Raw genomic sequence first — 22,229 nt, 5'->3', positions numbered from 1 at the left:
GCTCTTCCCCAGGGCCGCAAAAATGGCGAGCGGCTGAAGCAGATCCTCACTGGCTGAGGGGGGTATATTAGTAAGGCTGGGCATGCCTTGCTGCAGATGAACCCAGAGGCGGGTTCTACCAGCTTGCGTGGGTTTCGTCTTGAGGAGAGGTTCCTTGTCCAAGTCATTCCTGTTTTCTTCCGAGTCGGTGACAGAAGGGCATCCCGACAAAATCTGCGATCAGATCTCCGATGCCGTTGTGGATGCCCTCTTGACGGCAGATCCCTCCAGCCGGGTGGCGGCAGAGGTAGTGGTGAGCACGGGCATGGTGCTCCTCACGGGGGAGATCACCTCGAAGGCGCATGTCAACTTCACGCGCTTGGTGCGGGACAAGCTGACCGAAATTGGCTATACCGATGCCGAGAATGGCTTCTCTGCAGACAGCTGCGCGGTGCTAGTAGCCTTCGATGAGCAATCTCCTGATATTGCCCAAGGGGTGAGCAGGTCACTGGAAAGTCGCACCGTCTGGGAAGATGAATTCGACCTGCTGGGAGCTGGCGATCAGGGCTTGATGTTTGGTTTTGCCTGCAACGAGACCCCCGAACTGATGCCCCTGCCCATCAGCTTGGCTCACCGCCTCAGCCGCCAGTTGGCTACGGTTCGCAAGAACGGTACCCTGTCCTATCTGCGCCCTGACGGCAAGACCCAGGTAACGGTAGCCTATGAGGGGGGGCGTCCAGTGGGCATCCACACCCTGCTCATCTCCACCCAGCACACGCCAACCATCGGCGACATTACGGAAGAGACGGCAGTGCAAGAGCGCATCCGCGCCGATCTCTGGGAGGCGGTGGTAAAGCCTGTGTTTGCCGAGCTGCCCATCAAACCAGACAGCAATACCCGCTTCCTCACCAACCCCACTGGCAAATTCGTCATCGGCGGCCCCCAGGGGGATGCCGGCCTGACAGGGCGCAAGATTATCGTCGATACCTATGGGGGCTATGCCCGCCATGGGGGTGGCGCTTTCTCCGGCAAGGATCCCACCAAAGTGGATCGCAGCGCGGCCTACGCCGCCCGCTATGTTGCCAAAAACATCGTGGCTGCCGGCCTGGCCCAGAAATGCGAGGTACAGGTCAGCTACGCTATTGGAGTGGCTCGGCCCATCAACCTGTTGGTGGAAACCTTTGGCACAGGGCGCATCCCTGACGAGGAGCTTCTGCGGCTGGTGCAGCGCCACTTCGACCTGCGGCCAGCAGCTATTCTGGCCCACTTTCAACTTCAGGAGCTACCCCGGCAGCGAGGGGGACGCTTCTACCAAAATGTAGCCGTCTACGGCCACTTCGGGCAAACCCATCTGGACCTGCCTTGGGAGCGCACCGACAAAGCCGACCTGCTGCGCGAGGAAGCTCTCTCCAGCTCAAGTGTCGCCCTGCCCTGAGCGAGAGGGGGAAACCTGGGATTCTTTCAGGGAAGCAGGAGCAGGAGAGTCGACAGGCTGGAGCTCCAAGGTAACCGAGAGCTCTGACTCGCAGGCCAGGGAGGCGGGTTGCAGCTCCCGGAGCAGGTGGCGGAGCTTGGGGGGAAGGTCCTGCAGCTCTGCTAACAACAGCTCAAGGGAAATGGCAGCTTCCTCCGCAAAGCGGGATCCCTTGCCAGAGGAGGCTGAAAGAGGTGAAGGAGGTCGGACAAGGAAGCTGGCGGCAGTTGGACTCAAGGAGCGGATCAGCTCTTCTTGTTCTCGCCACAGGGATCGGCTCATTTCCGGGGGAAAGGTGAGGTGGGGAGCACCGCGGCGCTGCCAGAGGCGGAGGATCTGCTCTACGGACGTGGCCTTGTAGCGGCCTTGGTAGAGGGCCTCCAGCAAAGCAGCTGGGATCCAAGGGCTTGGGAACTGCCTGCTCCAGCGCTCTACCCACCTTTGGCTGGTCTGACCCTGCAGCTCGAATCCGTAGCGCTCCAAAAAGGTGGCGGAATCCATCGGCCGCTCCTAGCGCCAGGAAACTCACCCCAAAGCTAACCCAAAAGCAGTGAGGAAGTGCTCGAACTACCCCCGTCTGTCCCCTGCTACCCAGCCGCAGGTCAGCCACCTGACCCAGTCCCGCCCCTAGGAGCAAGCCGTACCTTTTGCCGCCTTCAACACCAGCAAGTCTAGGGTGCCGGTGTTCTCTTCGCCGCGGTAGTTAAAAGTGGAGCGCACCAGCCACAGGCCCTGCCGTGCTCGGCAGCAGAGGTTGAGCAGGGTGCGAGCTAGGACTTGCTGGCGTGCCTCTCGATCCCGAGCCGCATCGAAAACTCCCCCATCCCATTCCGGTGTCAGCACATGGCTGTTGTAGAGCCCGCGCCAGAGAGAGGGGGACCAGCTGGGGTTGGTGATGTCAAACCAAAACTGGTAGTCGGCCTCCAAGCCGCGATGGATGTAGGCCGCTGGCGTGGCTACCACCAGGTAGCGGGAGTAGTCGGGCTCAAAGCGGCTGTTGCTAGGGGTTTGTCCCGAGCGAATCATGGCCAAAAAGGCAGGATCCCCTGCTGTAGGAAAGGCGCGGCGAAATCGCTGGGCTGCATCCGTTAGCAACTGCAGCAGCTCTTGATCCTGAGGGGAAGCAGTGACCAGGTGCTCGGCAAAGAAGCGCTGGAAGAAAGCTGCCAAGGAAGGCCCAGGCCGGTAGCTGCGCAGCCAATCCAACAGCTTCTGGTAGCGCTCCAAGTTGGCAAAGCCCACCCGCTCTGGCTGCCGCACTGCGGTTTTGGGCCGCAGGGCACGTCCTACCGGGTCCAGGGTATCTTCAGCCAACAGCGTTGCTCGAATGGGATCCAGATCCAACACGCTGCTGAGCAGCAGCCGCCAGGCTGGCAAGGTGGGAAATGCTCCCCAGTGGGGATGGGCCACTTCTGCTGCCGTCAGGAGAGCCCGCACCAGGGGGTAGCGGATAAGAGCGGGGAAGGGAGCAATGGGCAAGACCTCCGGCAACTGCTCCTGGAGGCTTAGACTTATTCCGGCATCCATGCGAGGCAGGAGGACGGCGATGCGAGAGGGGGGGATCCTTGCTGCCAAAAGTTGTCGGATTTGGGCAACCATAGCCTCTAGGGCCGCAAAGGGGGTTTCTCCCTCCAGCACTTCCACCCTCGGCAGCCTCCCTGCCGGTGGTTCTGGCAGCCGAGAGGAAAGCTGGGGAGCCACAGCCCGCGCTATCTGCAGCCCCAAGCGGACCAGGCCGGCTGCGCTACAGGAGCTGGCTTCTGGGAACCGAACCTGGGTGTTTTCCAGGAGAAAGCAGGCTACTGCCTCCGGGATTGCCGTCAAAGAGATCCCGCCGCCGAGGGTGTAGCTGAAGAATTGGCTCTGCAGGTGGGCTTGCCCCTGGCGGTAGAACTCCAGCGCCACCCCGCAACTGTCTTCCGCCTGGTCCACGATGAGGTGATCCCACTCCTGCCAAAACTCCGCCAAGGGCAGGATGTGCTCCTGAAACAGACGAATTTGCAGGCCAAAATCCAGCGCTCCCAACTGCAGCCCCGCCTGCCATAGTCGCTCTACACAGCAGCCCAGCGCTCCCAGGGCCTCTGCCCGGGCCGGATCCCTGTTCTCCGGCCAAGCTGCTGCTAGCCGGGATCCCACCGCTTCTGCCGTCAAGCCAGAAGCTCCGGCAATATAGGCAGCGCTGCTAACTTGATCCCAAATCTGGAACTCGTCCAGCCCAATATTCGCAAAGACCTCCCCATGCCGCGGGCACAACGCACAGACTCGCCCACAGAGAAACTGAGTGAGATCCTTAGCCAGAAGCACAGGCTCAAACGAACGCGGCAACTGGGGAACGCGAGCGCATACCTGCGGCCAATACTCAGCCAAAGCACGCCCCACCCGCTGCAAAAACGTCTCAACCCGCCGCGGGCCCACCAAACCCGAGCTGAGCGCCTGCAGGCGCCGCAACACCTCCGCCCTCTGCCGCCGGCTACGCACCAAAAACAAGATCCGCGCCGGATTGGCCCCGGCCTGCAGCAAATGCCAGTAGCGATCCACACAAGCCTGGGTCAGCCCACTCCGCGCCCACCCCATCACGCTCTGAAACTCTCTGTCTCCCAGCGTGGCTTTCCCAGGTGCTGAACCCATTTTTTAGCAAAACCTAGACAAGCAGCCCGTCACCTCATTATGATGTAGTACTGTTGTCAATTGAATCCGCCCGCAGCAACAACGGTTCTCGGCAACTTAGCGTGCTGCTAGCGCAGATACTGCCTCTTTGCAGGCAAGTCTGAGCAGCCCCTAGAAGCAGTTTGGCGTCAAGGTCATCAGGCAAAAAGGGCAGCGCTATTGGCGCTGCGGGAGCGTTGGGGGTACAGGCGCTCCCTCTCTACGGCTTTTTTGCCTGGGCAGGCAGTCTTCGCTATCCTAGGTTTTCTGCCGCCGCGCCTACTGCCTGGATTTGGCTTAGGGAACCGGTTGCAAGCTGTGAAGGCAACAAGGCAAGCCGCGCAGGCTTGAGAGGAGGTTTCTGTGGCGCTTGGCATCCTTGGAAGAAAAGTTGGCATGACCCAGATCTTCTCTCCGGAAGGGTTGGCCATTCCCGTGACCGTCGTGCAGGCCGGGCCTTGCACCGTAACCCAAATTAAAACCCAAGCCACGGACGGCTACAACGCGGTGCAGTTGGGCTACTGGCCCACCACAGAGAAGCACCTGACGCGAGCCCAGCGCGGCCACTTGCGCAAAGCGGGAGTGACGGAGCTGCTGCGTTACCTGCGCGAGTTTCGGGTCGACCAGCCAGAAGCCTACCAATTGGGGCAGAAGATCACTGTTGAGATCTTCTCTCCTGGTCAGTTACTGGACGTGGCTGGCACCTCTATCGGGCGGGGGTTTGCCGGCTACCAGAAGCGGCACCACTTTGGCCGGGGCCCCATGTCCCACGGCTCCAAGAACCACCGCCGGCCGGGTTCCATTGGCGCTGGCACGAGGCCTGGCCGCGTGTTTCCAGGACTGCGTATGGCTGGCCGGATGGGCGGTCGCCGCGTCACGATCCGCAAGCTGGAGTTGGTGAAGGTGGATCCGGAGCGGAATCTCTTGGTAATCAAAGGCTCAGTCCCCGGCGTGGAGGGAGGGCTACTGGAGATCACCCCTGCCAAACAGGTGGGCAAGAGACTCTAGCGGAGGGAGCCATGGCAAGTTGTGTGGTGAAGAATTGGCAAGGGGAAACCGTAGGCAGCGCGGAGCTGAGCTTCAAGGTGGCTCGCCCCGAGACGGCCAGTCACGTTCTCTACCTAGCTTTGCGCCGTCAGATGACCAACGCCCGCCAGGGCAATGCCCACACCAAAACGCGGGCTGAAGTGCGCGGCGGAGGGCGCAAGCCGTGGCGGCAAAAAGGCACCGGGCGGGCTCGCGCTGGCTCCATCCGCTCTCCTCTTTGGCGCAAGGGTGGGGTAGTCTTTGGCCCCCGCAAGCGGGAGTACAACCTGGCCATGAATCGCAAAGAGCGCCAGCTAGCGCTGCGCACTGCTCTGCAAAGCCGGGCGGAAGACCTAATCGTGGTGGAGGATTTCCAGGATCAGCTTAACCCGCCCAAGACCCGCGTTATGGCCCAAGCTCTGCTGCGCTGGGGAGTGAGAGAGGATCAATCGGCTCTGCTGATTGTTGCCGAGCGCTCGGAAATGGTGGAGCGAGCTGTGCGCAACATTGCCCGCGTCAAGCTCATTGGGCTAGATCAGATCAACGTCTTCGATCTGCTCAAGGTCGATCGGGTGCTAATCACCACCTCTGCCCTAGAGAAACTCAAAGCCCGCTGGGGATCCGGCGCAGCAGCCGCCGCTCCAGACCAAGCCAATCCTCTTGAGGATCAGGCTCAGGTCGCAGAGCAAGAAGCTCAGCCAGTTGAACAAGAAGAGCCGTAGAAGAAGCCGAAAGCCGCAGGGGAAAAGGAGGAGGACGATGACGGAGAGCAAGCGAATTCTGGCTGATGTCCTGTTGCGCCCCGTTATTACCGAGAAGACGACGGCTTTGATGGAGCAGCGCAAATACGTCTTTGAAGTGATGCCCAACGCCACCAAGCCGCTCATCCGGGCCGCCGTTGAGGAAATGTTTGGAGTACGGGTTACTTCCGTCAACACCCTGAAGCTGCCCCGTAAGCAGCGGCGGGTAGGTCGTTTTGTGGGTTACCGCAGCCGTCCCAAGCGAGCGGTGGTAACTTTGGCCGAAGGCGATTCCATCGTCCTCTTCCCTGAAACCTAGCACTCCTGGTTGAGCCATGGGCATTCGCACGTTCCGACCCTACACCCCTAGCGCCCGCCACATGACAGTCTCCAACTTTGAGGAGCTGTCGCGGGATGAAAACGGCAAGCGACCTCGACCGGAGAAGTCGCTGCTGCAATTTATCCACCGCAAAAAAGGCCGCAACAACCGCGGCGTTATCACCTGCCGTCACCGGGGCGGCGGCCACAAGCGGCTCTACCGCATCATCGACTTCCGCCGCGACAAACGCGGGATCCCGGCCACCGTCAAGACCATCGAGTACGATCCCAACCGCAGCGCCCGCATCTGCTTGGTGGAGTACGCCGATGGCGAGAAGCGCTACATCCTTGCCCCTCGCCACATCCAGGTGGGAGCCACGATCATGGCTGGGCCTGAAGCTCCCTTCGAGGTGGGCAACGCCATGCCCTTGGAGCGGATCCCCCTGGGGACGGTGGTCCACAACGTCGAGCTCTATCCCGGCCGCGGCGGACAACTTGTTCGCGCTGCCGGAACTGGCGCCCAGGTGGTAGCCAAGGAAGGCAAGTATGTCTCCCTAAAGCTGCCCTCGGGCGAGGTTCGCATGATTCGAGGGGAATGCTATGCCACCATCGGTCAAGTAGGCAATGTGGACCACAACAACATCAGCCTCGGCAAGGCGGGACGCAGCCGTTGGCTGGGTCGCCGTCCCCACGTGCGGGGCTCAGCAATGAACCCTGTGGATCACCCCCACGGCGGTGGGGAAGGAAAAGCCCCCATTGGCCGCAGTACTCCCGTTACCCCCTGGGGTAAGCCTACCCTGGGGCACAAAACCCGCAAGCGCAACAAGCCCAGCAACAAGTTTATCGTGCGCGGTCGCCGTCGGGGTGGGCAGCGGGACAAGGGCGGGATGGCGGTGCAGTAGCAGCCAGGCCAGCCACCTGCTGCCTACCGAATTGCTTGAGCTTGAACCAAGGTGTCAGAGGGGTAAACTCCTATGGGACGTTCTCTTAAAAAAGGTCCGTTTGTGGATGCCAAGCTGCTTCGCAAAATCGAGAAGCTCAACGAGCGCAATGAGAAGCAAATGATCAAAACCTGGTCGCGGGCCAGCACCATCCTCCCTGTGATGATTGGTCACACCATTGCCGTTTACAACGGCAAGCAGCATGTGCCCATCTACATCACTGACCAGATGGTGGGTCACAGGCTGGGGGAGTTTGTCCCCACCCGCACCTTCCGCGGCCACGCCGGCAGTGACAAGAAAGCCGCCCGCTCTTGAATTCAGCAAGGAAGAGGAGAACGCTATGGCCGATCCTTCCCCTGAAGTTAAAGCGGTAGCCCGTTACATTCGCATGTCTCCATACAAGGTGCGGCGCGTCCTCAACCAAATCCGGGGGCGCACCTATGCCGATGCCTTAATTCTGCTGGAGTTCATGCCTTACGCTGCCTGCGAGCCGGTGCGCAAGGTGCTGCGCTCAGCGGTAGCCAATGCCGAACACAACAACGGCCTGGATCCCCGCAATCTTGTCATCAGCAAAGCCTACGCTGACCAGGGGCCGACGCTGAAGCGGTATCGCCCCCGCGCCCAAGGCCGGGCCTACCCAATCCGCAAGCGCACCTGCCACATCACCATTGCTGTCCGGCCTCTAGAAGCTAAGGCGGAGACGGCTCCCTAAATTTCCCGACCTCTACCCTTTAACCGCGTACCATGGGCCAGAAGATCCACCCTTTCGGCTTGCGCCTCGGCATTATCAAGGAACACCGCAGCCGCTGGTTTGCCGACCCAGCTCACTACCCAGCCCTGCTGCAGGAGGACGATTTCATCCGCACCTATATAACCAAGAAGCTGAGCAACGCTGGTCTAGCTGACATTCAGATTGAGCGCAAAGCCGATCAGATCGACCTGGAAATCCGAGCTGCACGACCGGGTGTCGTGGTCGGCCGTGGGGGGTCCGGCCTTGAAGAGCTGCGCCAGGGCTTGCAAAAAGAGCTAAGCCTGCGCGGCAGCCCCAATAGAACCATCCGCATCAATGTAGTCGAGGTTACCCGTCCTGATGCGGAGGCGACATTGTTGGCGGAAAACATTGCCCAGCAGTTGGAGCGGCGGATTGCCTTTCGTCGCATTGTCCGCCAGGTTATCCAACGAGCCCAGCGGGCTGGCGTGCAAGGGATCAAGGTTCAAGTTGCCGGGCGGCTGAACGGTGCTGAGATTGCTCGCAGCGAGTGGACGCGGGAAGGCCGGATCCCTCTGCAGACTCTGCGGGCAGACATTGACTATGCCGAGCGCGTTGCTCAGACCACCTATGGCGTCATTGGGGTCAAGGTCTGGGTCTTCAAAGGAGAAATCCTTCCTGGCCAAGAAAGTCTCGAACCCAAAGTTTCCTTGCAGCCGGCCAAGCGTCGGCAGCAACGGCGGCGGCCTACCTTTGAAGACCGCTCAGCCAAGGTCTGAGGGCCAAGAGCGGAACCCCTACTGCAGTTACTCAAGGAGCGGCCATGTTAAGCCCCAAACGAACCAAATACCGCAAGCAGCAGCGTGGGCGCATGAAGGGCAAGGCAACCCGTGGCAACCGCATCAGCTTTGGGGAATATGGCCTTGTGGCCCTAGAGCCCGCTTGGATTACCGCACGACAGATCGAGGCCAGCCGTCGGGTTATGAGCCGCTACATTCGGCGGGGAGGCCAGATCTGGATCCGCATCTTTCCCGACAAGCCCGTTACCCGGAAGCCTGCCGAAACCCGCATGGGATCCGGCAAAGGCAACCCCGAGTACTGGGTTTGCGTCGTCAAGCCAGGCCGCGTCCTTTTTGAAATGGGGGGAGTTCCTGAAGCAACAGCCCGGGAGGCCATGCGCCTGGCCGCTCACAAGCTTCCCATCAAAGTTAAGTTTGTAACCAAAGCTGACTTTGAGAAGCCAGAACCTGCTCAGGAAGCAACTGCAGAAGCCGCGGAAGTAGCAGCTAGCGCTAGCTAGAGGAGGAAAGTTACCATGCCTATGCCCAAAATTGCCGATGCACGCGCCCTATCAGACGAAGAATTGGCCCAAGAGATCTACGCCGTCAAAAAAGAGCTGTTCGAGTTGCGTCTGCAGCAAGCCACACGGCAGCTTACTCAACCCCACCTCATTCGCCTGCGCAAGCACAAGCTAGCTCAACTGCTGACCGTGGAGGCAGAGCGCAAACGTGGCAAATCCTTGCCCTCAACTCAGGTCAAGAAGGAGGAGTAATGCCTGCTCGCGAAAAGATTGGCGTTGTTGTCAGCAACAAGATGCAAAAGACGGTGGTTGTTGCCGTAGAAAACCGGGTTGCCCACCCAAAGTACGGCAAAATCGTCGTCAAAACCAAAAAGTTTAAAGCCCACGACGAGGAAAACCGCTGCCAAGAAGGGGATCTGGTGCGCATCGTCGAAACCCGTCCCCTCAGCCGTACCAAACGCTGGCGGGTGGTTGAGATCCTACGGGAGATGAAGAAGCTATGATTCAACAGCAAACCATGCTCACGGTAGCCGACAACACCGGCGCCCGCAAGCTCATGTGCATCCGCGTCTTGGGCAGCAGCGGCCGTCGCTATGCCAGCCTAGGCGATGTGATTGTTGGTGTTGTCAAAGAGGCTCTGCCCAACATGCCAGTTAAAAAATCCGATGTGGTCAGGGCCGTTGTCATCCGCACGGTGGACACGGTGCGCCGCCCTGATGGTACCTGCATCCGCTTTGACGACAACGCTGCCGTGATCATCAACAACGATGGCAACCCCCGGGGAACCCGCGTCTTTGGCCCTGTAGCCCGCGAGCTGCGGGAGAAAAACTTTACCAAGATCATCTCGCTTGCGCCGGAGGTCCTGTAATGGCTCGCCCTCTTAAGCCCAGCCAAATCCGACGACTTCTCCGCCAACCTGGCGTTCGCAAGCACCGCAACAGTCTGCGCTATAAGATGCGCATCAAAAAAGGGGATTTCGTCCAGGTAATTTCGGGTGACGACAAAGGCAAAGTCGGCGAGGTGTTGCGGGTCTTTCCCGAACGCAACATGGTTTTGGTGGAAGGAGTTAACATCGTTACCTACCACCGCAAGCCCCAACGGGAAGGCGAAAAGGGCCGGATTGAGACCAAAGAAGCCCCCATCCACGCCTGCAAGGTGATGCTTTATTCCAAAAAGCACGAGGTTGCCAGCCGGGTCGGCTACCAAATTACCGCCGATGGCCGCAAAGTCCGCGTTCTCAAGAAAACCGGCGAGATCCTTGACTAGAGATTTCGAGAGCTCTGACCCAGCCCAGAGCAGGAAGGAGAACTTACCATGCCCCAACGTCTGCAAGTCCTCTACCACACGGTCATCGTTCCCAAGCTGCAAAAGGAGTTGGGCTACACCAACATCCACCAAGTGCCTCGCTTGGAGAAAATTGTCATCAATCGCGGCTTGGGAGAGGCCTCTCAAAATGCCAAGGCCCTGGAATCTTCCATTGCGGAAATTAGCGCCATTACTGGTCAACGCCCTGTAATTACCCGCGCCAAGAAGGCCATTGCCAGTTTTAAGATCCGCAAGGGCATGCCCGTTGGCCTGATGGTGACCCTGCGGCGGGAGCGGATGTATGCGTTCTTGGATCGCCTCATCAACCTGGCTTTGCCCCGCATTCGCGACTTCCGCGGCGTCAACCCCAAATCCTTTGACGGGCGCGGCAACTACACCCTCGGAATTCGCGAGCAACTGATCTTTCCCGAAGTCAACTACGACGCCGTTGACCAGATTCGAGGCATGGACATCTGCATTGTCACCACCGCTAGGACCGACGAAGAGGGCCGTGCCCTGCTTAGGGAGTTTGGCATGCCCTTTGCTTCTTAGGCTTACCCCTACCCACAATTCCCTCAACTATCTTCCCAGGAGCACTAACCCACCCATGGCCCACACCAACGACACGATTGCCGACATGCTCACCCGCATTCGCAATGCCACTATGGCTCGGCACGAATCGGTGGCGGTTCCGGCCACGCGCATGACCCGCAGCATTGCCCGCGTTCTCCACGAGGAAGGTTTTGTCAGCAGCTGGAAGGAGGAGGGAGAAGGGATCCAAGCGCGGATTGTGCTGCAGTTGAAGTACAAAGGCAAAGGCAAAGACCGCCGACCCATCATCAATGGCCTCAAGCGGGTAAGCCGGCCTGGCCTGCGGGTTTACTGCGGCCATAAAGAACTGCCCCGGGTGCTGGGAGGCATTGGAATTGCCATCATCTCCACCTCCAGCGGCATCATGACCGACCGGGAGGCTCGCAAGCGGGGCATCGGCGGCGAAGTGCTCTGCTACGTCTATTAAGGTTTCTCTGGTCAGGAGTGCCTCCATGTCTCGTATTGGCAGACGCCCCATTCCCCTTCCCCCCAAGGTTGAGGTTCACATCGAGGGTCAACAGATCTCGGTCAAAGGCCCGAAGGGGCAGCTACTGCGCACCTTGCCTCCCTTGATTGCCGTGCGTCAAGAAGACCAAAGACTCCTAGTCAGCCGGGTCAACGAGTCTCGTCCGGCCCGCCAGCTGCACGGCCTCTGCCGCACCTTGATTGCCAACATGGTCGATGGAGTATCCAAGGGATTTGAGCGCAGGCTGGAACTGGTGGGCGTGGGATACCGAGCTTCCACGCAGGGCAACAAGTTGATCCTAAACGTCGGCTACAGCCACCCCGTGGAGATCCCTTTCCCGCCCGGGATTCAAATTTCGGTAGAAGGCAACAACGTCATCGTGGTCTCGGGCATCGACAAAGAACTGGTGGGCAATACAGCAGCCCGCATTCGAGCTGTGCGTCCGCCCGAGCCCTACAAGGGCAAAGGGATTCGCTACCTCGGGGAACAGATCCGTCTCAAAGCAGGTAAGTCCGGCAAAGGGAAGAAATAGCCATGAAAATAAAAGCCAACCGCAAACTCACAACCCAACGCCGCCATCGCCGCATTCGCCGCAAGATTTCCGGTACTCCCGAGCGGCCCCGTTTGGCTGTGTTTCGATCCCACCGCCACATCTATGCTCAGGTGATCGACGATGTAGCCCAACGTACTCTGGTTTCTGCCTCCACCCTGGACAGAGAGCTGCGGGGAGCGTTCCAAGGGGTTGGCACAGCCACCCGAGAGGCCGCTGCAATTGTGGGGCGCGCGGTTGCTCAGCGAGCTCTACAGGCAGGCATTTCTCGAGTCGTTTTCGACCGCGGCGGCAAGCTCTACCACGGACGGGTTCGGGCCCTGGCAGAAGCTGCCCGAGAAGCAGGCCTACAGTTCTAGTTTCTGAGAAAACGGCATATGGCTGAGCAAAAAGAACCTCGCAGAAGCAAAAAGAGCCGCGAAGAACAAACCGGCGAGTGGCAGGAGCGGGTTATCCAGATCCGGCGCGTCTCCAAAGTGGTCAAGGGCGGCAAAAAGCTGAGCTTTCGCGCGGTGGTTGTAGTGGGCAACGAGCGTGGACAGGTGGGGGTTGGCGTGGGCAAAGCCAACGATGTGCTCGGAGCAGTGCGCAAGGGAGTAGTAGACGGCAAAAAGCACTTGATTGAGGTGCCCCTGACCAAGGGCTTGTCGGTACCCCACCCCATGCGAGGCTCTGGCGGTGCGGCTACCGTGTTGGTGATGCCGGCAGCTCCTGGCACAGGGGTCATTGCTGGGGGGGCGGTGCGCGCCGTTCTAGAACTGGCAGGGGTGCGCAATGCCTTGGCCAAGCAGCTAGGCTCCAGAAACCCTCTCAACAACGCCCGTGCCACCATTGACGCCCTGCGGCGGATGCGCACCTTTGAGCAGGTAGCTGAAGATAGAGGGATCGACGTGCGCCGCCTGTTGAGTAAGTAGGAGGTTAGTATGCGACTGGAAGATATTCGCCCCCAACCAGGCTCGAAGCGGCGGCGGCGGCGGCTGGGCCGTGGTATTGCTGCTGGTCAGGGAGGTTCCTGCGGCAGGGGAATGCGAGGCCAAAAAGCCCGCAGCGGAGGAGGCCCTCGACCAGGCTTTGAGGGAGGTCAGACACCCCTCTACCGGCGGTTGCCCAAGCTCAAGCATTTCCCCCGCTACGTACGTCGCCCGCAGTACACCCTGGTCAACCTGCGCGCTCTGGCAACCCTGCCTGCTGGCAGCGAGGTGACTCTAGAAAGCCTAATGGAGTTGGGGATCGTGACCACCAACGACGGCCCGCTGAAGATCTTAGGGGACGGGGAAGTGCGCGTGCCCCTGACCATCCGGGCTGCTGCCATTACTGCCTCGGCCAAAGCCAAAGTGGAGGCCGCCGGAGGCCGAGTGGAGATTGTGGGATCCCGGCCCGCTCGCTCCTAGGTTGGCGGCAATTTTGGTTTTGCCGACTTCCCCACCGGCAGCGTAGAGTGGTAAGTAGCTCACCTGGCTCTTTGCTAAATCTATGGCTGACACACGAGGCTCTACTCCCTCCGCTCAAGAGACTTTCATGCAGATGGCAATGGCCTCGGGCCTGCGCAGCCGTCTGCTCCTGACCCTGGGCTTGTTGTTGTTGGTGCGGCTGGGCATCTATATTCCCATCCCCAGCATTGACCGAGTTCGCTTTGCTGCTGAGGCGGCCAACAGCCCAGTGTTTGGCTTTCTGGATATCTTCTCGGGGGGCGGCATTTCTGCCTTGGGGGTCTTTGCCCTCGGCATCCTGCCCTTCATCAACGCCTCGATTATCATGCAACTGCTGGTTTCAGCCATCCCAGCCTTGGAGAACCTGCAGAAAAACGAGGGGGAGCAGGGCCGGCGGCAGATTTCCCAGTACACCCGTTACGTCACCCTTCTCTGGGCCATCATCCAAGGCATTGGCATCTCCTTCTGGGTGCGGGAGTTTGCCAATACCAGCAATGAGCTGGCCTTTATGGCCTCCACCACCCTGGCACTGGCAGCAGGCTCCATGTTTGTCATGTGGCTGGGGGAAATGATCACGGAGAAGGGGGTGGGCAGTGGGCCATCGCTGTTGATCTTCGTTAACATTGTTGCCACGTTGCCGCGCGCCCTGGGTCAAACCATTAGCCTGGTTCGCGCCGACAGCAGCACGATTGGGGGTATCCTGGTGTTGACGGCTGTTTTCCTAGCCACCATTGTCGGCATTGTCTTTGTCCAGGAGGGCAGCCGCAAAATTCCCATCATCTACGCCAAGCGCCAGGTGGGCAACAAGCTGTTCCGCGAGCAGAAGAGCTACTTGCCCCTGCGGCTTAACCAGGGGGGGGTGATGCCAATCATCTTTGCCTACTCGGTGCTGTCTCTACCTTGGGCTTTGGCCCAGTATACGCAGAGCCCAGCCTTAATTCAGGTGGCCAACCTCCTCTCCCCTACCTCCTGGTTTTACATCCCCGTCTACTTCCTGCTCATTCTCTTCTTCAGCTACTTCTACGCTTCCTTGATTATCAATCCAGTAGAACTGGCCCAGAACTTGAAGAAACTGGGTGCCAGCATTCCAGGCGTGCGTCCTGGCAAGGCCACGGCTGAGTACATCGAAGGGATCCTCAACCGGCTGACACTGCTGGGGGCCTTGTTTTTGTGTGCGGTGGCCATTATTCCCACGACAGTAGAGCGGGCAACCGGCATTACCACTTTCCAAGGCTTGGGAGCCACCTCGCTGCTCATTTTGGTGGGGGTAGCCATTGAAACCTCCAAGCAAATCCAGACTTACGTTATTTCGCAGCGTTACGAAGGGATGGTCAAGCAGTAGTGCTGAGGTTGATCTTTTTAGGACCGCCAGGAGCAGGCAAGGGTACGCAGGCAGAGCGGCTGTCAGCCATCTACCACACACTCAAAATTTCTACAGGCGATCTGCTGCGGGCAGAGGTCAAAGCCCAGACCCCGCTGGGACGGCAGGCCAAGGTGTACATAGATGCAGGGGAGCTAGTGCCCGACGAGGTGTTGATTGGGATGGTCAGAGGCCAGTTGCAGCAGTCGCCGGAGCAAGGCTGGATTCTAGACGGCTTTCCCCGCACCTTGGCGCAGGCAGAGGCTCTGGAAGAGCTGCTGCAGGAGCTGGGGCAAGACTACGACCACGTCCTCAACCTAGAAGTGCCCGACGAGGTAGTAGTGGCGCGGCTGTTGGCTCGCGGCAAGGAGCAGGGGCGCAGCGACGATGCTGATGAGGCCGTCATCCTCAAACGCTTGCAGGTGTATCGGCAGCAAACCGCTCCCCTAATCGACTTTTACGAGGCTAAGGGCCGTTTGCGGCGGATTAACGGCAACCAGCCGATGGAAGTGGTCCAGCAGCACCTACGGGCCCTTTTGGAGAGCTGTAGGAGGACGGCATGACCAAGGCCAGCAAGCCGGGGCTGGGGTCTTCGCGGCGAGGCCTGCAGCTTGGTGAAATCAAATCTCGCCGGGAAGTGGAGAAGATGCGGCGGGCTGGGCGAGTGGTGGCCCAGGTGCTGCAGGAAATTGCCGAGCGCCTGGAGCCGGGCTGGACAACCGCAGACATCGATGCCTACGCTGAGCGGCGGGTAGCGGAGTTAAATGCCCTGCCCAGCTTCAAGGGCTACTACGGCTTTCCCGCCTGCGTCTGTGTCAGCATCAACCATGAAGTGGTGCACGGGATCCCCAGCCCCCGCAAAGTGGTGCAGCCAGGAGACATCGTCAAGGTGGACTTTGGCGCCATGGTGGAAGGCTGGCATGCGGATTCTTGCATCACCATTGGCCTAGAGCCCCTCAGCGATGCCGCCCGCGACCTCATCGACACAGCGGCCCAAGCCCTACAGGTAGGCATCGAGCACGTTCGCCATGGGGTCTGGCTGCAAGATGTCTCAGGCGCCATTGAAGACTATGTGCGGAGGCGGGGCTACTCCGTGGTGAGGCAGTACGTTGGCCATGGTGTGGGTCGCAACTTACACGAAGAGCCGCAGTTTCCTCACTACCGCACCCCTGAGCTGCCCAATCCCAAGCTTCGCGCCGGCATGACGCTGGCCATTGAGCCAATGGTCACTGCGGGGGGAGAGGCCACGCGAGTGTTGCCGGATCGCTGGACGGTGGTAACAGTGGATGGCTCCTGGTCAGCCCAGTTTGAGCACACCATTCTGGTTACCGAGGCCGGCGCTGAGATTTTGACAGATCGCACCCCCTTCCAGTCCTAGAGAGTTCCCCCATGAAGGACTGCAACAGCTAGGATAGAAGAGGTGGAGTATTGTTTCGGCTCTTAACCCCCTCTTAACAGGAGAGGGGAGGGCCATAGAGTTGCGTTGTCTGAGAAGGAGGGCTACTTGGCTAAGGAAGACGCTATTGAAGTGGAAGGGGTAGTTACGGAATCCCTACCCAATGCCATGTTCCGGGTGGACCTGGACAATGGCTTTAACGTTCTCGCCCACATCTCGGGCAAGATCCGCCGCAACTACATCAAGATCCTGCCCGGCGACCGGGTAAAGGTGGAGCTCAGCCCCTATGACCTCAACAAGGGGCGGATTACCTACCGCCTTAAGAAAAATGAGTAGGTGTTTTCCAGATCCTGCTGGGGCGGTTGAGAAGGAAGCGCGAGGGGGCAGTCATCTCCACGAACCCCTCGCTTTGCTTATGTGCATCCAGGGCAGCTTGCCTGGGGGTTGTCGAAGCCCAGCCCACTGCTAGGTAAGGTGGGTACCCACTCGGCCGCTCAAGCTGGTTCGCCAGCATTCTCTTCCCAGGGATCGCTATCCCTGAAGGGGGGGGGAGCTGGCTCAGGAGGAGGAGGGGAAGTTTCTTCTTGGGGATACTCCTGTTCCCACGCCGGCTGTTCAGAGACAGGAGAGGACGCGGGCCGAGGGGGTGGGGGTTCAGGCTCTGCTTCGGCGTAGACGCCCTCTTCCTCCGCCTCTTCCGCTGCGTATTCCTCGGCGTAGGCTTCCTCGTAGCGTTCCTCCGCCTCAGCCTCAGCGGTAGACCTAGGCAGGGCAGGGGCAGAGGCGCCTGCAGCTAGCCAGGGGGGCTTGCCTAGCCCCAGGGTCTCCAAGATTCCTTTGGCCAGTTGGGTCAAGCGGGTCTCAGCGCCATCAGCCACAATGAGGCGATCGCCGCCTACGGAGACGATCTCATCAGCAGGAAGCAGATAAGTGCTGAGGATAAAGCCAGGCAAAAAGGTGAGGCCAAGGCTGGAGAGGATTAAGCCACTGATTAGACCAGAGACAGAGTTAAACTCAAAGTCCTTAACCTTACCGAGGCGGATCCCTTCTTCCGTTACCACTTCGCTGCCGACTACCCGGCTGAGACCCTCCAAATTCAAGTCTTCGAAGACTTCATCGCTGGGGACGAGGATAGCGTCTTGCCCTAGGGCCGTGACCTGCTGCAGCTCTAGTAAACGGGGCGATCCAGCCCAGGCTCTTTCCAGCACCCCCAGCACCAGGACCTGCCTAGCTTCCAGATCTGCCCAAACTTCGCTAACCACTCCGAGCCGGGCCCCATTGGCTTGGCTAATCACCTGCGTTCCCAGAACCTGTGACCGCCGACGAACCTCTGGTCGTGCTAGCGCAACAGATCCTTTCTCCGTTGTCATGGTGGTTTCCCCGTCGTAAGTCGAAGTGTTGGCGTGAGTGGGCTGGTCAGCCGGCCCCAGGCATCAAAATCCAATAGTACCACTGCCCGTCTCTTCTCTAGCGGGCTGCCGGGATCGGATCCCGGCCAATTTGCCCGCTCCAGGCTAAAAACCGCTCTGTCATGCCCTGGAGAGAATAGTGCTGTTCTGCGCGGTGTCGGCAGTGGCTGCGGTCGATGCAATCCAAGTGTTCTACGGCCCTTGCTAAGGCCGCCACATCGTCCGGCTCTACCACCCAGCCAGTTTCTCCATCGCTGACAATTTCCGCCGGCCCGCCGCGACGGTAGGTGATCACGGGCACACCGCACGCCAAAGCTTCCACCGCCACCAGGCCAAAGGCTTCCACCCACTTGGGGGTCATGATCAAGGCCGAGCATTGGCCCAAGAGCCGCTGCAGCTGGGAGGTGGGCAAAAACCCCCGGTAGTCCAATTGAGCCCGTGGGTACTGTTCCCGAATCTGCTGCCAGTAGGCCGGGTCTTGCAGGTGGCCCAGGATCAGCACTGGCCTTCCCGTCTTCTCCGCCAGGGCGGCGCAGTCTTCCAGGCCCTTTTCCGGGGCAATGCGGCCAATCCAACACAGGGATCCGTTCCCCTTGGGCACAAACTCGTAGCGGCTGAGGTCGACGCCACAGGGCAAATAGACAAAGGGATCCCGGCCTGCCGACATCTGGGCGCGGGCAAAGGCAAAAGTCTGGGCTTGGGCTCGCGAGTGCACCGCCAGCCGACCTGGGTAGCGGTGGGCAATGTGCTCCAGGGCCTGATCCACAGCATCGCTGAGGGATCCCATGCTGAGGATATGGGCCACCGGCGTGCGGAAAAAATCGGTCAGGTAGAACGAGAGCCAGTCGTAGCTCCAGTTCACGATAAGCTCAAACTGCTCCTGCAGTTGGGCAGCTCGCTGCCACAGGTTGGCCACCAGAGAAGGGGTGGAAAAACAGACCGGCTGGTCGCGGCGCTGGCTCTGGGCATAGGGCGGGGGGAGGCCTGGGACGGTCTCGATAACTCCCTCCGGCAAGTCGGCACTGTGGGATCCCTCAGGCGCTAGCACGCGCACTTGGGCCCCTCTCTCAAGCAGGCTACGCGCCAAGTTGACAAGGTTGAGCTCCACCCCACCGCCCGCCCCCGACCCAAGAGGCCCAACGGGGGTGGAGACGAACAAGAAGCGGTAAAGACGACCCATGCAGCCTTCCGGCCCAACCCCTTGCTGAGCTGGGTTCATCCCTGAGGGGGGGGATCAGGTTCTAGACACGAAGATTTCCTCTTTCTCGACCTTAACCTTGTAGGCAGTTAGGTCGGCATCGGCTGGGCCGCGAATACGGCTGCCATCAGCAGCAAAAGCTGAGCCATGGCAGGGGCAGACGAAGTTCTTGCCCCGCCAGTCCACCTCGCAGCCAGCGTGGGGACAGGTTGCGTCCAGAGCCAGTACCGAGTCCGCTTTTTTGGGATCCTTGACCAGCCACAGCGTGGCAGTGTTGTTGCCAAAGGCGTTTTTCACCTTGAGGGGACCTTTCTCCAGATCAGCAAGGGTTGCAACCTTTACAAATTTCGGCTCAGCAGCCCTGGGACTGACAGGGGCGCCCTGCGCAAGGGCCCGGTCGAAACGGCGCCGCGTCAAAGCAGGCAGCAGGCCCACTAGCGCGCCCAAGCCAAGCGCTATCCAGCGCAGAAAACCACGACGGTTGCTGTACATGGCCACTAGATCCTCAAGACAAAGCGAAGCGTCAGCCAGGAACCTTCCCAAGGGGGTGCCAGCACATTGGCCACCTTCCAATTATGGCTTCAGCCAGCGCAAACCGCACTTTTGCAGGCTCTGCAAATCGCCGTGTGCGCGGCCCGCGGTTGTGTCCTGCCTTTGGGGAGGGCATGAGGTCGTTAACCAAAGCGCGAAATTGACATTCTCCCTGCCCTAAAGGACAAGGATTCTCTCTCAGACAGCAGGATGAATCCTGCCGGCTGAGCTACAAAGCGCTCCGCGCCGCCGTAGGCGAAAGAGCATGAGGTTTGAACCTCGGCCCTATGGGGGATGCCATAACCCCAACTCCTGGGCCGGAGCCCAGATACGTTTGACTGCACGCTGCACTCTTCTTATGAATGGATGGAGCGACTGTTGCAGTCTAGCAAAAGCCGCCCTAAAGGGCGGGGCTTGTACCCAGTTTCCTTGGTCAACCTCTAGTGGCCTTTGGGATGCCCCCGAAGGTGTTGGCGGCGTTCCTCATATTCTGCGCGGGTGAGCAGGCCCTGCTTCCACTGGATCTCCAACTGCTGCTCGGGATCCCGGACTTCCCGACTTTTCGCACTGGTCCATTCCAGCTCGAGGAGATCCCGGTTGAAGCGGAAATCGAAGTCCTCATTGGTCATGGTGAGCAACCACAGGCCCTCCAGCAAGCAGAGAGCTCGCAGCCCATAGCTGAGGATCTGCAGGGGAAGAGAGGGAACCCACACCATCAGCCCCACCAGCAAGTACACCCACCCCCAGCGCTTGTGGCCCATGTAGAAGCGCTGCAATCCCGGGATCACCACCCCCAGCACTGCCAACCAACCGGCTGCCTCGCGAACCAGCCGCTGGCGTGGCGGTGGGGGCGCCTCTCGGCCCTCGGCCATGCTCTGCCCTACCTACACCTGCCACCAGGCTAGCGCAGTTTCCAAGTCCTTGGCAGAGGGAGAGAGAACCCAAGCTCCAAGCGCCTTCCGCCTATACTTGATGGGGGCAGATGGAAAGCAAAAAATGGCGGAGCGGGAGCTAGCGGTGGCGATCCTGGCAGCGGGCAAGGGCACCCGCATGCGGTCGCAATTGCCCAAGGTGCTGCACAAGCTGGGATCCTTGTCTTTGATCGAGCGGCTGCTGCGCACAGTGCTGGCTCTGGAGCCCCAGCGCTGTCTGGTGATCGTGGGCTACCAACAGGAGCAGGTGCGACAGACTCTGCGAGAGTATCCCGTCGAGTTTGTAGAGCAGGCCCAGCAGTTGGGCACCGGACATGCGGTGCAGCAGCTTTTGCCTGTTCTAGGCGACTTTCAGGGGGATCTGCTGGTGGTCAACGGGGATGTGCCTCTGTTGCGGGTGGAAACCCTGCAGGCCCTGCTAGAACGCCACCGCCAAGTCCAGCCGGATGTGACGTTGCTCTCGGCTCAGGTGGCGGATCCCTATGGCTATGGGCGGGTGTTTTGCGACGCCCAGCAGCGAATCCTGGAGCTGGTGGAAGAGCGCGACTGCACCCCGGCCCAGCGGCAAAATCGCCGCGTCAACAGCGGCGTCTACTGTTTCCATTGGCCGGCCCTGGCACGGGTGCTGCCGAGTTTAGGGCGGAACAACGCCCAGCAGGAGTACTATCTCACCGACGCAGTTAAACTGCTGGAGAAAGCCATCGCCCTGGACGCTGAGGATCCGCGGGAAATCGTTGGCATCAACGACCGCCGCCAGTTGGCCCAGGCCCACCAGATTCTTCAAGAGCGCCTCAAAGAGGCTTGGATGGAGGCGGGGGTGACTTTTGTGGATCCCGACAGCGTCAGCCTGGAAGAGACGGTGGAATTGGCCCCCGATGTGGTGATCGAACCCCAAACCCATCTGCGAGGACCCTGCCGCATTGGGCCGCGCACCCGTCTGGGGCCGGGCAGTTGGATTGAGTCCAGCACCATCGGCTCCGATTGCCACATCCTCTACTCGGTGGTCAGCCACAGCCAGATCGGCAACCACGTCTGGGTGGGGCCCTACGCCCACATCCGCCCCAACAGCTGCATTGGCGACGGCTGCCGCATCGGCAACTTTGTGGAAGTCAAAAACACCCAGATTGGATCCCACACCAATGCTGCCCACCTGGCGTATCTAGGCGACGCCAAGCTGGGATCCCAGGTCAACATCGGCGCCGGCACGGTTATTGCCAACTACGACGGCCAGCAGAAGCACTTCACGGAAATCGGCGATCGCAGTAAGACAGGGGCCAACTCGGTACTGGTGGCTCCCCTCAAGATAGGATCCGATGTCACCATCGCCGCCGGTTCCACCATCCCTGCCCGCTACCCTGTGCCCGACGACTGCCTGGTGATCGCCCGCGCTTACCCGGTGGTCAAGCCGGGCTGGCGACCAGGGATCTCCGCTGCTAGCCGCCCCCAGCCTCTACCCCCAGGATCCCTGCGCATCTACCCCTTGCGCCTCTTGCCCGGACAAGACCTGAAACAGGAGCTGGAGCGCTTTGCCCGCCAACAACCCCTGCAGGCAGGCTTTGTTCTCAGCGCCGTTGGCAGCCTCCGCCAAGCCACCCTGCGCCTGGCCGACCAAACCGAGGATTGCCTGCTGGCCGAGCCCCTGGAGATCCTGTCCCTGAGCGGATCCCTCTGCCCGGACGGCGTCCATCTTCACCTTGCCGTTGCCAATGCCCAGGGCCGAACTTGGGGAGGGCACCTGCGCCCTGGCTGCCTCATCTACACCACTGCCGAAATTGTCCTCGCCGACAGCCTGGAGTATCGCTTCTCCCGCCAACTGGATCCAGCCACCGGCTACTTGGAGCTGCACATCGAAAAGGTGGCCAAGCAAACGCTCCAGGCAGCGGAAGACACCTAAGCAGCGAGTATATTGGCTAACATAGCCTTAGGTC

General features: G+C 60.2%; 29 protein-coding genes and 2 pseudogenes. 25 read left to right on the top strand and 6 right to left on the bottom strand.

Going from position 1 to position 22,229, the window contains the following annotated elements; all coding sequences use genetic code 11:
• Positions 1-154: 154 nt before the first annotated feature.
• Complete coding sequence (metK, locus tag NW833_RS01425; protein WP_414411293.1) at positions 155-1,414, top strand: methionine adenosyltransferase; 1,260 nt, start codon at positions 155-157, stop codon at positions 1,412-1,414.
• Here the strand turns inward: metK and NW833_RS01420 are convergent.
• Both NW833_RS01420 and NW833_RS01415 read right to left on the bottom strand, forming a co-directional pair.
• Positions 1,394-1,954 (bottom strand): hypothetical protein, encoded by a 561-nt coding sequence (locus NW833_RS01420; RefSeq protein WP_414411292.1) that lies wholly within the window; start codon positions 1,952-1,954, stop codon positions 1,394-1,396. The two genes, metK and NW833_RS01420, sit on opposite strands and share 21 nt — an antisense overlap.
• Positions 1,955-2,080: 126 nt before the next feature.
• Positions 2,081-4,081 carry a hypothetical protein gene (locus NW833_RS01415; protein ID WP_414411291.1) on the bottom strand — a complete coding sequence of 667 codons (2,001 nt, stop codon included), beginning with the start codon at positions 4,079-4,081 and terminating at the stop codon, positions 2,081-2,083.
• A gap of 381 nt (positions 4,082-4,462) precedes the next feature.
• On the opposite strand from NW833_RS01415, the gene rplC reads away from it, so the two are divergent.
• From rplC to infA, 22 genes and pseudogenes are all read left to right on the top strand, one after another.
• Entirely contained in the window at positions 4,463-5,107 is a 645-nt protein-coding gene (gene rplC, locus NW833_RS01410; protein ID WP_414394218.1) for a 50S ribosomal protein L3, read from the top strand.
• A gap of 11 nt (positions 5,108-5,118) precedes the next feature.
• Positions 5,119-5,748, top strand: a pseudogene (gene rplD, locus NW833_RS01405) (50S ribosomal protein L4); the annotation flags it as partial.
• A gap of 136 nt (positions 5,749-5,884) precedes the next feature.
• Entirely contained in the window at positions 5,885-6,184 is a 300-nt protein-coding gene (locus NW833_RS01400) for a 50S ribosomal protein L23 (protein ID WP_414359244.1), read from the top strand.
• A 16-nt stretch (positions 6,185-6,200) separates the two neighbouring features.
• The gene (rplB, locus tag NW833_RS01395; RefSeq protein ID WP_414411290.1) at positions 6,201-7,085 is read left to right on the top strand and encodes a 50S ribosomal protein L2; all 885 of its coding nucleotides are present in this window, start codon (positions 6,201-6,203) and stop codon (positions 7,083-7,085) included.
• A 72-nt stretch (positions 7,086-7,157) separates the two neighbouring features.
• Positions 7,158-7,439, top strand: coding sequence for a 30S ribosomal protein S19 (gene rpsS / locus NW833_RS01390; RefSeq protein WP_414411289.1), 282 nt, complete (start codon positions 7,158-7,160; stop codon positions 7,437-7,439).
• 25 nt (positions 7,440-7,464) lie between these two features.
• Entirely contained in the window at positions 7,465-7,836 is a 372-nt protein-coding gene (gene rplV / locus NW833_RS01385) for a 50S ribosomal protein L22 (protein ID WP_414411288.1), read from the top strand.
• A 32-nt stretch (positions 7,837-7,868) separates the two neighbouring features.
• Complete coding sequence (gene rpsC / locus NW833_RS01380) at positions 7,869-8,612, top strand: 30S ribosomal protein S3 (RefSeq protein WP_414411287.1); 744 nt, start codon at positions 7,869-7,871, stop codon at positions 8,610-8,612.
• A gap of 44 nt (positions 8,613-8,656) precedes the next feature.
• The gene (rplP, locus tag NW833_RS01375; protein ID WP_414411286.1) at positions 8,657-9,133 is read left to right on the top strand and encodes a 50S ribosomal protein L16; all 477 of its coding nucleotides are present in this window, start codon (positions 8,657-8,659) and stop codon (positions 9,131-9,133) included.
• A 15-nt stretch (positions 9,134-9,148) separates the two neighbouring features.
• Positions 9,149-9,385 (top strand): 50S ribosomal protein L29, encoded by a 237-nt coding sequence (gene rpmC / locus NW833_RS01370; protein ID WP_414394229.1) that lies wholly within the window; start codon positions 9,149-9,151, stop codon positions 9,383-9,385.
• A complete protein-coding gene (gene rpsQ / locus NW833_RS01365) occupies positions 9,385-9,636 on the top strand; it encodes a 30S ribosomal protein S17 (RefSeq protein WP_414394231.1) in 252 nt (83 codons plus the stop codon). Before rpmC ends, rpsQ begins: the two co-directional genes overlap by 1 nt.
• A complete protein-coding gene (gene rplN, locus NW833_RS01360; RefSeq protein WP_414404825.1) occupies positions 9,633-10,001 on the top strand; it encodes a 50S ribosomal protein L14 in 369 nt (122 codons plus the stop codon). Before rpsQ ends, rplN begins: the two co-directional genes overlap by 4 nt.
• Positions 10,001-10,399, top strand: coding sequence for a 50S ribosomal protein L24 (rplX, locus tag NW833_RS01355; protein WP_414404824.1), 399 nt, complete (start codon positions 10,001-10,003; stop codon positions 10,397-10,399). Before rplN ends, rplX begins: the two co-directional genes overlap by 1 nt.
• Before the next feature lie 48 nt (positions 10,400-10,447).
• Entirely contained in the window at positions 10,448-10,990 is a 543-nt protein-coding gene (gene rplE, locus NW833_RS01350) for a 50S ribosomal protein L5 (protein WP_414410320.1), read from the top strand.
• A gap of 55 nt (positions 10,991-11,045) precedes the next feature.
• On the top strand, positions 11,046-11,456 hold the full coding sequence (gene rpsH / locus NW833_RS01345; protein WP_414394238.1) for a 30S ribosomal protein S8: 411 nt from the start codon (positions 11,046-11,048) through the stop codon (positions 11,454-11,456).
• 25 nt (positions 11,457-11,481) lie between these two features.
• A complete protein-coding gene (gene rplF / locus NW833_RS01340; protein ID WP_414404822.1) occupies positions 11,482-12,027 on the top strand; it encodes a 50S ribosomal protein L6 in 546 nt (181 codons plus the stop codon).
• 8 nt (positions 12,028-12,035) lie between these two features.
• On the top strand, positions 12,036-12,404 hold the full coding sequence (gene rplR / locus NW833_RS01335) for a 50S ribosomal protein L18 (protein WP_414394401.1): 369 nt from the start codon (positions 12,036-12,038) through the stop codon (positions 12,402-12,404).
• A gap of 18 nt (positions 12,405-12,422) precedes the next feature.
• A complete protein-coding gene (rpsE, locus tag NW833_RS01330) occupies positions 12,423-12,959 on the top strand; it encodes a 30S ribosomal protein S5 (protein ID WP_414394242.1) in 537 nt (178 codons plus the stop codon).
• A 9-nt stretch (positions 12,960-12,968) separates the two neighbouring features.
• Positions 12,969-13,436 (top strand): 50S ribosomal protein L15, encoded by a 468-nt coding sequence (gene rplO, locus NW833_RS01325; RefSeq protein WP_414394244.1) that lies wholly within the window; start codon positions 12,969-12,971, stop codon positions 13,434-13,436.
• 82 nt (positions 13,437-13,518) lie between these two features.
• Positions 13,519-14,817: a preprotein translocase subunit SecY gene (gene secY, locus NW833_RS01320; RefSeq protein ID WP_414411285.1), complete on the top strand. Its 1,299-nt coding sequence runs from the start codon at positions 13,519-13,521 to the stop codon at positions 14,815-14,817.
• Complete coding sequence (locus NW833_RS01315; RefSeq protein WP_414411284.1) at positions 14,817-15,398, top strand: adenylate kinase; 582 nt, start codon at positions 14,817-14,819, stop codon at positions 15,396-15,398. Before secY ends, NW833_RS01315 begins: the two co-directional genes overlap by 1 nt.
• Complete coding sequence (map, locus tag NW833_RS01310) at positions 15,395-16,213, top strand: type I methionyl aminopeptidase (RefSeq protein ID WP_414410324.1); 819 nt, start codon at positions 15,395-15,397, stop codon at positions 16,211-16,213. Before NW833_RS01315 ends, map begins: the two co-directional genes overlap by 4 nt.
• Positions 16,214-16,339: 126 nt before the next feature.
• Entirely contained in the window at positions 16,340-16,567 is a 228-nt protein-coding gene (gene infA, locus NW833_RS01305; RefSeq protein ID WP_414394403.1) for a translation initiation factor IF-1, read from the top strand.
• Positions 16,568-16,725: 158 nt separating this feature from the next.
• Here the strand turns inward: infA and NW833_RS01300 are convergent, their stop codons facing one another.
• From NW833_RS01300 to NW833_RS01285, 4 genes are all read right to left on the bottom strand, one after another.
• Positions 16,726-17,601 carry a PRC-barrel domain-containing protein gene (locus tag NW833_RS01300; RefSeq protein WP_414411283.1) on the bottom strand — a complete coding sequence of 292 codons (876 nt, stop codon included), beginning with the start codon at positions 17,599-17,601 and terminating at the stop codon, positions 16,726-16,728.
• A gap of 97 nt (positions 17,602-17,698) precedes the next feature.
• Positions 17,699-18,820 carry a glycosyltransferase family 4 protein gene (locus NW833_RS01295; protein WP_414411282.1) on the bottom strand — a complete coding sequence of 374 codons (1,122 nt, stop codon included), beginning with the start codon at positions 18,818-18,820 and terminating at the stop codon, positions 17,699-17,701.
• 54 nt (positions 18,821-18,874) lie between these two features.
• Positions 18,875-19,330 (bottom strand): ubiquinol-cytochrome c reductase iron-sulfur subunit, encoded by a 456-nt coding sequence (locus NW833_RS01290; RefSeq protein WP_414394406.1) that lies wholly within the window; start codon positions 19,328-19,330, stop codon positions 18,875-18,877.
• Between the two features lie 479 nt (positions 19,331-19,809).
• The gene (locus tag NW833_RS01285) at positions 19,810-20,241 is read right to left on the bottom strand and encodes an SHOCT domain-containing protein (RefSeq protein ID WP_414346902.1); all 432 of its coding nucleotides are present in this window, start codon (positions 20,239-20,241) and stop codon (positions 19,810-19,812) included.
• Between the two features lie 124 nt (positions 20,242-20,365).
• Between NW833_RS01285 and glmU the strand changes: the two are divergent.
• A pseudogene (gene glmU / locus NW833_RS01280) lies at positions 20,366-21,715 on the top strand (bifunctional UDP-N-acetylglucosamine diphosphorylase/glucosamine-1-phosphate N-acetyltransferase GlmU); the annotation flags it as partial.
• Positions 21,698-22,195, top strand: a complete 498-nt coding sequence (locus NW833_RS01275; protein WP_414394408.1) for a PPC domain-containing DNA-binding protein — start codon at positions 21,698-21,700, stop codon at positions 22,193-22,195. The pseudogene glmU and the gene NW833_RS01275, both read left to right, overlap by 18 nt.
• Positions 22,196-22,229 lie beyond the last annotated feature (34 nt).

Origin of the sequence: Synechococcus sp. O70.1, from assembly GCF_047462215.1 — a bacterium.
Lineage (GTDB): Bacteria > Cyanobacteriota > Cyanobacteriia > Thermostichales > Thermostichaceae > Thermostichus.
Note: the sequence above shows the minus strand (reverse complement) of the source record. Positions and strands in the feature narration are given on the sequence as shown.